The sequence below is a fragment of the Castellaniella sp. UC4447_H14 genome (assembly GCF_052978285.1).
On the sequence record NZ_CM129666.1, the window covers coordinates 1515680 to 1527749 of the forward strand.

Here is a 12070-nt window from a genome sequence, read left to right on the forward strand (position 1 = left end):
CCCACTCGCCATCAGGCGCCGCACTGCGACATGGAAATCAGGGCAACATGGCCATCGAACAATCAATAATCCTGGAAACACGCCAGCTCACCAAGACCTTCCTGGGCTTCGTGGCGGTGGATGCCGTGGACCTGAAGGTCCAGCGGGGCCACATCCACGCCCTGATCGGCCCCAACGGCGCCGGCAAGACCACTTGCTTCAACCTGCTGACCAAATTCCTGACCCCGTCGGCGGGCCAGATCTTCTTCGACGGCCAGGAAATCACCCGCGACAGGCCGGCCGAGATCGCCCGCAGGGGCATCATCCGCTCATTCCAGATCTCCGCCGTCTTTCCGCAACTTTCGGTGCGCGACAACGTGCGGATTGCCTTGCAGCGCGTCACCGGATCGTCGTTCCACTTCTGGCGCAGCGACTCCAGTCTCGACCACCTGAACCCGCGTGCCATGGAGCTCCTGGCTGAAGTCGGCCTGGCCGATTTCGCGGACGAAATCACCGTCAACCTGCCCTACGGACGCAAGCGCGCGCTGGAAATCGCCACCACCCTTGCCATGGAACCCAGCCTGATGCTGCTCGACGAGCCCACCCAGGGCATGGGCCACGAAGACGTGGACCGCGTCACGCAGCTCATCAAACAGGTCAGCGCCGGCCGCACGATTCTCATGGTCGAACACAACATGAAGGTGGTCTCCTCGATTGCCGACCGCATCACCGTGCTGGCGCGCGGTGCGGTCCTGGCCGAAGGCGACTACGACGCCGTCTCACACAATCCCGCCGTCATGGAAGCCTACATGGGAACCACGCAGGGTGAACTGGAAGGAGCCCACGCATGAGCGCCGCCCTCGAAATCTCCAATCTGCACGCCTGGTACGGCGAATCGCATGTGCTGCATGGCGTCGACATGCGGGTGGACCAGGGCCAGGTCGTCACGTTGCTGGGACGCAACGGCGCCGGCCGTACCACGACGCTGCGCGCGCTGCTTGGGCTCACCGGCAAGCGCACCGGCTCCATCCGGATCCAGGGTACCGAATCCATCCACCTGCCCACCTACCGCATTGCCCACCTGGGCATCGGCTACTGTCCCGAAGAGCGCGGCATCTTCGCCTCGCTCTCCTGCGAGGAAAACCTCTTGCTGCCGCCCACCGTGGGCGACACTCTGGGGGGTGGCATGTCGCTGGCCGAAATCTACGACATGTTCCCCAATCTGCTGGAACGCCGCCATTCGCCCGGCACGCGCCTGTCAGGTGGTGAACAGCAGATGCTGGCCGTGGCCCGCATCCTGCGGACCGGCGCCAACCTGCTGCTGCTCGACGAGATCTCCGAAGGCCTCGCCCCCGTCATCGTGCAGGCGCTGGCGCGCATGATCCGCACCCTGAAGGCGAAGGGCTACACGATCGTGATGGTCGAACAGAATTTTCGCTTCGCTGCGCCCCTGGCCGATCACTTCTACGTGATGGAGCATGGCCAGATCATCGAGCAGTTCCCCGCCAGCCAGTTGCAGGAAAAGCAGTCCACCCTCGACAGCCTGCTCGGCGTCTGATTTGCGACGTTCAATTTCTTCCTTCCGGCCGTATACGCCGGCAACCACAGGAGATTTTCAATGAAACTACGAACCCTATCCGCGGCACTGGCCGCTACGGGCCTCACGCTGGGGATGAGCCTGTCGGCTCATGCGGCCGGGATTTCCGATAACGTGATTCGCATCGGATTCATCGCCGACATGTCCGGCGTATACGCGGACATCGACGGCAATGCGGGCGCAGACGCCATCCGCATGGCGATCGCCGACATGGGTGGCGAGATCAACGGCAAGAAGATCGAACTTCTGACCGCGGACCACCAGAACAAGGCCGACATTGCATCCTCCAAGGCGCGCGAATGGTTCGACCAGCAGCACCTCGACATGCTGATCGGCGGTACCAACTCGGCCACGGCACTGGCCATGGCCGCCGTTGCAGCCGAAAAGAAAAAGCCCTTCATGGGCGTGGGCCCTGGCTCGTCACAGCTCACCAACCAAAAGTGCACGCCCTACACCGTTCACTATGCCTACAACACCGTCGCGCTGGCTCGCGGAACCGGTTCGGCAGTGATGCGCGAAGGCGGCAAGACCTGGTTCTTCCTGACCGCCGACTACGCCTTCGGCCATTCGCTGGAACAGGACACTGCCGCAGTCGTCAAGAAGGAAGGCGGCAAGGTGCTGGGCGAAGTCCGTGCGCCGTTGGCGACGACCGACTTCTCGTCCTTCCTGCTGCAGGCGCAAAGCTCTGGCGCCCAAGTACTGGGACTGGCCAATGCCGGCGGCGACTTCATCAATTCCGCCAAGGCTGCCAAGGAATTCGGTATCACCAAGACCATGAAGCTCGCCGGGCTGCTGGTGTTCATCAACGACATCCACTCCCTGGGGCTGGATAATACCGCCGGTCTGTTCCTCACCACGCCCTGGTACTGGGATCAGGACGATGCCTCGCGCGCATGGTCCAAGCGGTTCTTCGCTCAGCACAAACGCGCTCCGTCGTTCCTGCAGGCAGGCGACTACTCCGTGGCCCACACCTACCTGGAAGCCGTCAAGGCGACCGGGACGGATGATGGCGACACCATCATGAGCTATCTGAAGTCACACAAAATCAACGACATGTTCGTGAAGAACGGCTATATCCGCAAGGACGGCCTCATGATGCACGACATGTACCTCGCCCAGGTCAAGACCCCCGCGCAATCCAAAGCGCCCTGGGACTACTACAACATCGTGCGCAAGCTTCCGGCCGAATCCGTCTTCGGACCGGAGTCCGAGTCCACCTGCTCGTTGCTCAAGCACTAAGCGCGACACGTAACCACGCGGCCCCGCCTGCGGCGGGGCCGCCACGTCACTCCCGGTTTTCCTTTTGTCCGCTTTTGCTGCAGCCCTATGACCACACTCTTCGGTGTCCCTATCCAGGCCTTGTTCGGACAGCTTCTGCTAGGCCTGGTCAACGGCTCGTTCTACGCCGTGCTCTCGCTGGGGCTGGCCGTCATCTTCGGCCTGCTCAATATCATCAATTTCACTCACGGTGCGCTCTACATGCTGGGGGCGTTCGTCGCCTGGCTCGGCCTGCAGTACCTGGGACTGAATTACTGGTGGATGCTCGTGCTCTCGCCCATCGTGGTGGGGCTGTTCGGCATCCTCCTCGAACGACTCTTCCTGCGGCACCTCTATAAACTCGACCCTCTCTATGGCCTGCTGCTGACTTTCGGCCTGGCGCTTCTCATCGAGGGGCTGTTCCGCAGCGTCTACGGCGTCTCCGGACAGCCCTATGCCACGCCCAAGCTGCTCAGCGGCGGCGTGAATCTCGGCTTCATGTACCTGCCCATCTACCGCGGCTGGGTTGTGGTGGCTTCCGTCCTGGCCTGCGTGCTGACCTGGTTCCTGATCGAAAAAACCCGCCTGGGCGCCCTCCTGCGCGCCGGCACGGAAAATCCCAAGCTCGTCGAGGCGTTCGGTGTGAACGTGCCGCTCATGATCTCGCTCACTTTCGGGCTGGGAGTGGGTCTGGCGGCCTTCGCCGGCGTGCTGGCAGCGCCCATCTTCCAGGTTTCGCCGCTGATGGGCTCGAATCTCATCATCGTCGTCTTCGCCGTGGTCGTGATCGGCGGCATGGGCTCCATCCTGGGCTCCATCGTGACAGGCCTGGGCCTGGGCATCGTCGAAGGCTTCACCAAGGTTTTCTGGCCCGAAGCGTCCAGCACCGTGGTGTTCATCATCATGGTGATCGTGTTGCTGCTGCGTCCCGCAGGGCTGTTCGGGAAGGAATCATGAATCGTCAACTACTTGCCTCTCTGATCGCGATCATCGTGATCGCGGCCCTCCCGGCCATGGGCGGCTACCCGATCTTCCTCATGAAGGTCATGTGCTATGCCCTCTTCGCCTGCGCCTTCAATCTGCTGCTCGGCTACACAGGCTTGCTCTCCTTCGGTCACGCCGCCTTCGTCGGGCTGGCCGGGTACATGTGCGGCCTGGCGCTCACCACCTGGGCCTGGCCCACGGTGGGCGGCCTGGTGTTCGGCACCGCCTGTGCCGCGCTCCTGGGCCTGATCTTCGGCATCCTGTCAATCCGCCGCAGCGGCATCTACTTTGCCATGATCACGCTGGCTCTCGCCCAGATGCTGTTCTTCTACTTTCTGCAAGCCCACTTCACGGGCGGCGAGGACGGGCTGCAGAATATCCCGCGCGGCAGCATCCTGGGGCTGGACCTGAGCCAGGACATCAATCTGTACTACGTGGTGATGGTGATCTTCGTGCTGAGCTACGCGCTCATCTGGCGGACAGTGCATTCACCGTTCGGACAGGCGCTGAAGGCCATCCGGGAAAACGAACCGCGCATGGTGTCCCTGGGCTACGACGTCAACCGTTTCAAGCTGCTTGCCTTCGTGCTGTCGGCGGCACTCTGCGGGCTGGCCGGTGCCACCAAGTCCCTGGTCTTCGTCTCGGCGACGCTGTCTGACGCCACGTGGCAGATGTCGGGGACACTCATCCTGATGGTCCTCATCGGGGGCGTGGGCACGCTGTCGGGCCCCGTGCTCGGTGCCATCATCTACGTGGCGCTGGAAAACAAGGTGGGCGACTGGGGCCGCTGGCTGATGCACGAAACCGGCATCCAGTGGTTCCGCGTCCTGGGCGAATCCGTCACCATCGTCATCGGGCTGATCTTCGTCATCTGCGTGCTGTCCTTCCGTCGCGGTATCGTGGGCGAATGGCTGCACTGGCGGCAGGCGCGCGAAGCACGCGGTTGAACCACTGCCGCGCTTCACAATGCGGCGCGGCGGACCACCTCTCGGGGAGCGCGCAGACGCGCGCTCCCCGATGCAGGACGACTCAATCGCCGGTAAAGACAGGAGCCCGCTTCTCCTTCCAGGCCCGGGCGCCCTCGCGGATGTCGCTTGACGCCTCTGAGCGCCGCACCGCTGCCTCGATCGCCGCCACATCCAGCGTGCCGGATGCGATCAGATTCAGGTGCTTCTTCGTGCCCACCAGGGCTTGCGGTGCCATGCCGGCGAGCAGCCTGCAACGATCCTCCACACAACCTTCAAGCTGATCCGCGGGAACCAGGTCCGTAAGGAAGCCGATCCGCAGCATCTCTTCGGCTTCCAGCCGTTGTGCCGTCAGGAACAGGCGCTTGGCCTGATCGAGGCCCAGCCTTGATACGTACCGCGCAAGCCCGCGCGGATAGAAATGCAGACCTAGTCGAACCGCTGGCATGAACATATTGGCGCCGGGCGAGCCCATGCGGAAATCACAGGCCAGCGCCAGGTCCGTGCCGCCGCCATATACCCCGCCATGGACGGCGGCGATCGTCACGGGTCTGGCCTGTTCGACCTGATCGATGGTCTCGCCGAAATACAGGGAGCTGGGCGCGGCTTCGGAGGACAGTTTGGAGATGTCGTAGCCGCTGCAAAAGTACTTCCCTTCACCGCAAAAGCGCAGCACCAGGATCCGCTCATCACGATCGACGGCTTCCAGGTGATCGCGCAGCACACGGAGATCGTCCGGGCCCAGGCGATTGGCATGCGCCGGCCGGCGAAACCGTATGGTGGCGATGGCACCCTGCACCGAGAGGTCGGGGACATCATCCTCTTGCGAGGATGATCGGCCAGAGTCACTCATGTTCCGCTCTTCGGGTCATCAGGACGGGCCGCACCAGCCTGGTGGATCACTCCCCGCTCGATCAACCGCTCGATCTCATCGTCGGCGACACCAAAGTCTGCCAATACCTGCGTGGTGTGCTGCCCAAACAGCGGCGGGGCACTGCGCAACGATTCGCCGGCGGATTGGCCGGAAAATGTCATCGGCGATGCGACCAGCTTCAGGTCGCCCACGATGGGATGGTCGACCGACTGCACCAGCCGGCACGCCTGGACCTGGGCGTCTGCGAAGATGTCCGCCAGATTGTTGATCGGCCCCGCGGGGATGCCATTGTCCAGCATGATGCGCGTCCATTCCATGCGGGTTTTGGTCTTCAGGCTCCCCTCGATCAGTGTCTTCAGGGCATCCCGGTTCTGCGAGCGTTCCGCGTTGGTCAGGAAACGCGAATCCGTTACGAGACTGTCGAGGCCCAGCAGCGAGCACAGCTTGACCCACATCGCCTGGGTCGCAGGCGCCAGATTCATCGGGCCATCCGCTGCGTCGAACGTGCCATAGGGTGTAATGACGGGATGATCGTTGCCCGTGGCTTGCGGGACTTGCCCCAGGCTCAGGTACCGTTGGCCCTGGAATGTCAGCAATGCCATCAGGCTGGCCAGCAGGGACGTCTGGACGTGCTGCCCTCGTCCCGTATGCTGGCGCTCCAGCAATGCGGCGAGCACCGCCGTGGTGAGCCACATCCCGGCAGTCAGATCGCCAATGGCCACTCCGGTGCGCATCGGCCCCGAATCGGCCGTGCCGTTCAGGCTCATGAAGCCCGAATAGCCCTGCGCAATCTGGTCGAATCCGGCCCACGAGCGTGCGGGCCCTTCAGGCCCAAAACCCGAAATGGACGCGACGATGATGCCAGGCTTTTCGCGTGAGAGGTCTTCGTAGCCAAGGCCCATGTTTTCCATGGTACCCACCTTGAAGTTTTCCACGATCACGTCGGACGCCAGAGCAAGCCTGCGCGCCAAAGCCAGGCCCTCGGGCTTGCGCAGATCGACCGCGATGCCCTTCTTGTTGCGATTCGCACTAAGAAAATAAACCGTGACGTCCTTGTCCCGCGGCCCCCACTGGCGGGACATTTCGCCGGCCGGCATGGGCTCGAGCTTGATCACGTCGGCCCCCAGGTCGGCCAGGGTCATGGTGCAGAACGGGCCGGCCAGCGCCCTCGTCAGATCCAGTACTTTCACCCCCGCCAAAGCCAAACTCATGACCTATGTCCTCTGAAAAATTATCGATGATCAATGAACGATCGCCGGGCCCATGAACCAGTCCGGCAGTCCGGTGACAATGCCCGGAAAGAAGCATAGCAGCACGATCGCCAACAGCATGACCAGCACATACGGCATCGCGCCCATCAGGATATCCTTGGTGGGCACGTCGGGCGCGATGGCATTGAGCACGAAAAGATTCAGGCCAACCGGCGGCGTGATCAAGCCGATCTCCATGTTGATGGTGAGCACCACGGCAAACCAGTAAGGGTCGAAGCCGGCCTGCACGATGACGGGCAGCAGCAGAGGGGCCGACATGACGATGACCGCCACGGGGGGCAGGAACATGCCCGCGACGAGGAGAAACACGTTGATGACGCCCATCAGCACCCATCGGTTGATCTCCATGGCCGCAATGGCGCCCGCCAGCGCCTGCGTGATGGACAACGACGACAGGGCAAAGGCAAAGAGCTCCGCCGACGCCATGATCATCATGATCATGACGCTCTCGCGCATCGCGGCGCTGAAGACGTCGATATAGGTGCGCGCGCGCACGAGCCGGTAGACCAGTGCCACCACGATCAGCGTCAGCAGCGAGCCGACTCCCGCCGCCTCCGAGGGCGTTGCAACGCCGCCATAGAGGACAAACAGCATCCCGACGATGATGATCAGCAGCGGCAGGACGCGCGGCAGCATCTCGAATTTTTCGCGCCAGGAGACCTGAAGATTGCGCGCATCGAAACGGAAGCCTTTCCGGTGTGCGTCGTACAGGGCCCACGCCATGAACATCGCAGTCAGCATGAGCCCCGGCAACACACCTGCGAGAAACAGGCGCCCGATGGAAGTCTCCGTTGATATCCCATACACGATCATGGTGACCGACGGGGGAATCAGAATCCCGAGGGTCCCGCCAGCCGCGATGGAACCTGTGGCCACGGACGGCGGATAGCCGCGCTTGAGCATCTCGGGGATGCCCATCTTGCCGATGGCCGCGCACGTCGCCGGACTCGAGCCAGTCATGCCCGCAAAAATGGCGCAGGCCCCGAGGTTCGACAGCACCAGGCCGCCCGGAACCTTGTACAACCAGCGATCGAGCGCCTTGTAGAGATCGCCTCCTGCAGGAGTGCCGGCCACGATATCCCCCATCAGCACGAACATGGGAATGGCGACATAACCCAGATTCGCAATGCCGGCGAACATGTTTTCCGCCAGCACATAGACCACGTCGAACCCCATGCTGGCAAACAGCCCGCCCAAGGCCGCCAGCCCCAATGCAAATGCGATCGGCATGCCCGTCGCCAGCATCGCGCACAGCGCAATGACAATACCTGCTCCGGCCATCGTAGGGCTCATGATCGAACTCCAGATGCCTTGATGATTTCCGCCACATACTGCAGGCTGAGAAGGCCGAAGCCCACCGTCACCGGCGTCAGCGGCATCCACAGCGGCACGGCCGCCAGACTCGGCGTTGTCCATCCGCCGTCGATGGCCTCGCCCAGATACAGGCAGCAGGCTCCCGTCATGATCACGCAGAACAACAGTCCGAGCCACGATCCAACGGCGGTCAAGTAGCGCTGTGTCCGCGATGACACCACCATCTGCACGAAGTCCACGCCCACATGCCCCTTGGTCAGCAGCACGTAGGGCGCCCCGAGGAACACAGCCGCAGTGGCACCGAATACCACCGCTTCCGTCTGCCAGATCGTCGCGGCGCGCATGATATAACGGACGAAAATCATCTGGCACACCACCAGCATGGCAAAAACCAGGAGCGCGGCCGCCGCCACGCCAAACAGGCGCGACAGCGACTCGACCGCTCGAACGAACGCTTTAGTCATGAGAATCCGGGAATGAGATTTCAAGTCACGATCCCGTGCGAGGCGACCGCCCCGCACGGAGATCTCGTCATTTCACAGCGAGGGCTTTTTCGAGGAGTTTGTCGCCGCCCTTGACGTGCTCGGCGAACTTCTTGTACGAAGAGTTCTTGGCGATGGTCATCCAGGCCTGATAGTCTTCCGGCGTCATCTTGACGACCTTCACGCCCGCCTTGGAATAGACGTCGGTCAGCTTCTGCTCGCCCTTGCCCGCCGCGTCGGCGAAATAGGCTTCGGCCTTTGCAGCCCCCGCCATGATCGCTTCGCGCTGCTTGGGCTCCAGCCCGTCGAATACCTTCTTGGACATCAAGACGGGCTCGTACATGTACCAGAGCGCATTGTCGCCCGGCGCTGTCAGGCACTTGACCTGTTCATACAGCCGGTACGAAACGAAGCTGTCGTTCGAGGTGTTGGCCGCATCGAGCACGCCGGTCTGCATGGCGGAATAGATCTCGGACGATGGCATGGAGGCGATGGAAGCCCCCGCGGACGCCAGCATCTGCTCGAAGGCGGGGCCTGCCGCGCGAATCACCTGGCCCTTGATCGTGTCGGGCGACGTGATGCATTCCTTGCGCGAGGCGAAGCCGCCCGCCAGCCACGCATCCGCAATGACCACGACGCCGTTCTTCTCGATGAGCGCCTTGATGTCCTTCATGAACGGCGATTTGTTCAGCCGCTCGGCGTGGGCATAGTTGCGCACCAGTCCGGGCATCAGGGTCGCGGAAAACTGCGGCACGCGGCCCGATGCATAATCGAGCGGGAAAGCCGACATGTCGAGCTGCCCACGCGTCAGCGCCCCCCATTGTTCGGTGGCCTTGTAAAGCGAAGAAGACGGAAACACCTGAATCTTCAGCCCGACATTGGCCGCTGCGACCTCGCGCGCGATGATCTGGACCATCTCGTCGCGAGCGTCTCCCTGCCCGCCCGGGAATTGGTGCGAGGCCCGGAGCACCCTTTCGGCTGCCGATACCTGCAGGCTAGCGCCCGCCATCATCGCCAGACCGACGGCTGCACACAAAAGTTGCTTTTTCACTGTTTTCTCCCCACGTAAACATTATGTTATGGAAAACCACTGTCGCGACCCCTTTCGACGGCAGCAAGGAGGCTAGGCTCCCGGGTACTGCCACTGCATTTCAGCTACTGCATTTCAGGTACTGCATTTCAGTCGCGGCATCTCAGCGATTGCATTTCAGCCGCTTCACACTTACAACCGCTGCACCTTTCTGGACACGCTGGGTTTCCCCGCCGCCAGATGTGCCCGATTGTCGTCGAGCTGTGCGGGCTCGTATACGTAGTTCACCATCATGCCGCACGACTGCGCCAAACCCCGTACCGAAAGGTCGGCGGCCCAGTTGACATGCTCGATACGCGCGCCGTTCCCCAAGTGGAACCGGGCGACCGGATCAAGCGGCTGGCCGTTGTGCATATTGACCAGATAGCGTGCCGCCAGCCGGAGACCGCAACGCCGGAGCTCTTCTACGTCTTCGTCAGCCGTCGCGGCTGCGCCGCCCCGCAGCCGCGCCACCCAGCCCACCCCCGTTGCGTCTTCTTCCGGGTCAACCGACTGGCCCGACAGGCGCTCCAGTGCCGCATGCACCTCGTCGGCCGACTGCTTCTCCAGCCATGACGCGAACCCCGGGATGGGAGACAGCGTCGCGTAAGACCGCACGTGCGGCAACTCGCGCTGGAGGTCGTCGATCACCCGGCGCAGCAGGAAATTGCCAAAACTGATGCCACGCAAGCCGGGCTGTGTATTGGTGATCGAATAGAAGATGGCCCAACGCGCCTTTTCGAGCCCATCCACCGGCCGCACCGGATCCAGCAACGCCTGCACGTCACCGGCAATGTGCTCGGAGAACGCGACCTCCACGAAGATGAGCGGCTGGTCGCTCATGCGCGGATGAAAAAACGCATAACAGCGGCGGTCATCCGCGACGCGCCGGCGCATGTCGTCCCAGGACCGGATCTCGTGGACGGCCTCATACTGGATCAGTTTCTCGAGCAGCGATGCGGGCGAATCCCAATTGATGTGCCGAAGCTCGAGCATGCCCACATCGAACCAGTTCGACAGCAGCCGCGCCAAAGGCTGCTCCAGTTCCGCCAGCCCCGCTACCTGATTGCGCCAGCGCAGCATGTCGGCGCGCAGTTCGACCATGAGACCCAGCCGATCGCTTTGCGCATAAAGGCGGCGGAACAACTGCTCCTTCTGAGGCGTGTCCGACTCGATCCCGGCCCGGACCAACGCCGCCAACAGCGAACGGCGTTCATCGGCACCCGCGGCAAGATACTGATCGGCCCAACTCCGTGCGAGATCATTGGCGGCGTTGTCTTTGGAGGATGCGGTATAAAGCCTGCCGAGCGCTTCGATATCCGGAAGCTGATCCCGGTCCAGCCATCGCCCCAGGCGCTCCAGCAATTTGGCCGCCCGGCCCCGCAACGCGCTCTCTTTGGCGGCCTTGACGAGGGGGTAATCCGACCCGGTCGTGGCCGTCGCTGTGTTTTGTTGTTCAGACATCCGAAGACACTCCTCGTTCAACTATCCGCGTTCCGGCCTCCAACGACTGCGCCAAAGCATCGTCGGACTGTCGGATGAGAAGGCGCAACGCGTCGAGCTGATGCATCAGATGTTCACGAGTCAGGTGCTCGGCCTTCTGTGCATCGCGCGCCCGCAAAGCGTCGAATATGGCCAGGTGCTCCACGCATGACTCCCCAATACGCCCTGGCAGGCTCAAGCTGTGATGCCTGGACAGCCCAAGGACGCCGCGCAACTGGTCGAGCACGCCCGACAGCCACGGGTTGGCTGCCATCGCCTGCACCGCCTCGTGTATCTTTGCGTTCACCCGGTAATACGCGTCGATATCGCCGGCTCGCGCAAAACGCTGCAATTCGACGTGCAGCGGTTCGAGATGGACCCACTCCGACGGCCGCGCTTTCAATGCCGCCTCGTAGGCGCAGCGGCCTTCGAGCAGAGCCATGAGCGGGAAGATGCTCTCCAGATCGCCCGGGGCCAGTTCATTGACGAAGCAGCCCCGCCTGGATTCGATCCGCAGCAGGCCCTCGGCCACGAGCACCTTGAGCGCCTCGCGCAGCGGCGTTCGGGATATCCCCAAGACGGACGTCAGCGAGGCCTCGTCGACCCAGTCGCCGGGGCCGAGTTCACCCGAGCGGATCATGCCCCGGAGCTGGTCGGCTACCTCCTGATAAAGAATCTTTCGGGGGATTCGAGGCATGAATGGGGTCCTGGCGGGTCCGGCCTCCGGAAAGCACTCCGGACAGTAATTAATAATTAATAATTACTGTCAAAATACTATAGGCGGATCCCGCCGCTC

12 protein-coding genes are annotated in these 12070 nt (G+C 62.6%); 5 read left to right on the forward strand and 7 right to left on the reverse strand.

The window, feature by feature from the left end; all coding sequences use genetic code 11:
- The first annotated feature begins 47 nt into the window (after window positions 1-47).
- From ACVCMJ_RS07385 to ACVCMJ_RS07405, 5 genes are all read left to right on the forward strand, one after another.
- Window positions 48-830, forward strand: coding sequence for an ABC transporter ATP-binding protein (locus ACVCMJ_RS07385; protein WP_447080789.1), 783 nt, complete (start codon window positions 48-50; stop codon window positions 828-830).
- Window positions 827-1537, forward strand: coding sequence for an ABC transporter ATP-binding protein (locus ACVCMJ_RS07390; RefSeq protein ID WP_447080790.1), 711 nt, complete (start codon window positions 827-829; stop codon window positions 1535-1537). Before ACVCMJ_RS07385 ends, ACVCMJ_RS07390 begins: the two co-directional genes overlap by 4 nt.
- 60 nt (window positions 1538-1597) lie before the next feature.
- Complete coding sequence (locus ACVCMJ_RS07395; RefSeq protein WP_447080791.1) at window positions 1598-2815, forward strand: ABC transporter substrate-binding protein; 1218 nt, start codon at window positions 1598-1600, stop codon at window positions 2813-2815.
- Between the two features lie 87 nt (window positions 2816-2902).
- Window positions 2903-3790: a branched-chain amino acid ABC transporter permease gene (locus ACVCMJ_RS07400; RefSeq protein WP_447080792.1), complete on the forward strand. Its 888-nt coding sequence runs from the start codon at window positions 2903-2905 to the stop codon at window positions 3788-3790.
- A complete protein-coding gene (locus tag ACVCMJ_RS07405) occupies window positions 3787-4764 on the forward strand; it encodes a branched-chain amino acid ABC transporter permease (RefSeq protein ID WP_447080793.1) in 978 nt (325 codons plus the stop codon). Before ACVCMJ_RS07400 ends, ACVCMJ_RS07405 begins: the two co-directional genes overlap by 4 nt.
- Window positions 4765-4846: 82 nt before the next feature.
- Here the strand turns inward: ACVCMJ_RS07405 and ACVCMJ_RS07410 are convergent, their stop codons facing one another.
- From ACVCMJ_RS07410 to ACVCMJ_RS07440, 7 genes are all read right to left on the reverse strand, one after another.
- Entirely contained in the window at window positions 4847-5635 is a 789-nt protein-coding gene (locus tag ACVCMJ_RS07410; protein WP_447080794.1) for an enoyl-CoA hydratase/isomerase family protein, read from the reverse strand.
- Complete coding sequence (locus tag ACVCMJ_RS07415; protein ID WP_447080795.1) at window positions 5632-6867, reverse strand: CaiB/BaiF CoA transferase family protein; 1236 nt, start codon at window positions 6865-6867, stop codon at window positions 5632-5634. The genes ACVCMJ_RS07410 and ACVCMJ_RS07415 overlap by 4 nt, the downstream gene beginning before the upstream one ends.
- Window positions 6868-6897: 30 nt before the next feature.
- A complete protein-coding gene (locus ACVCMJ_RS07420; protein ID WP_447080796.1) occupies window positions 6898-8220 on the reverse strand; it encodes a TRAP transporter large permease in 1323 nt (440 codons plus the stop codon).
- Window positions 8217-8705: a TRAP transporter small permease subunit gene (locus ACVCMJ_RS07425; protein ID WP_447080797.1), complete on the reverse strand. Its 489-nt coding sequence runs from the start codon at window positions 8703-8705 to the stop codon at window positions 8217-8219. Before ACVCMJ_RS07425 ends, ACVCMJ_RS07420 begins: the two co-directional genes overlap by 4 nt.
- A 67-nt stretch (window positions 8706-8772) precedes the next feature.
- Entirely contained in the window at window positions 8773-9774 is a 1002-nt protein-coding gene (locus ACVCMJ_RS07430; protein WP_447080798.1) for a TRAP transporter substrate-binding protein, read from the reverse strand.
- Between the two features lie 171 nt (window positions 9775-9945).
- Window positions 9946-11256 (reverse strand): malonyl-CoA decarboxylase domain-containing protein, encoded by a 1311-nt coding sequence (locus tag ACVCMJ_RS07435; protein ID WP_447080799.1) that lies wholly within the window; start codon window positions 11254-11256, stop codon window positions 9946-9948.
- Complete coding sequence (locus tag ACVCMJ_RS07440) at window positions 11249-11971, reverse strand: GntR family transcriptional regulator (RefSeq protein WP_447080800.1); 723 nt, start codon at window positions 11969-11971, stop codon at window positions 11249-11251. Before ACVCMJ_RS07440 ends, ACVCMJ_RS07435 begins: the two co-directional genes overlap by 8 nt.
- Window positions 11972-12070 lie beyond the last annotated feature (99 nt).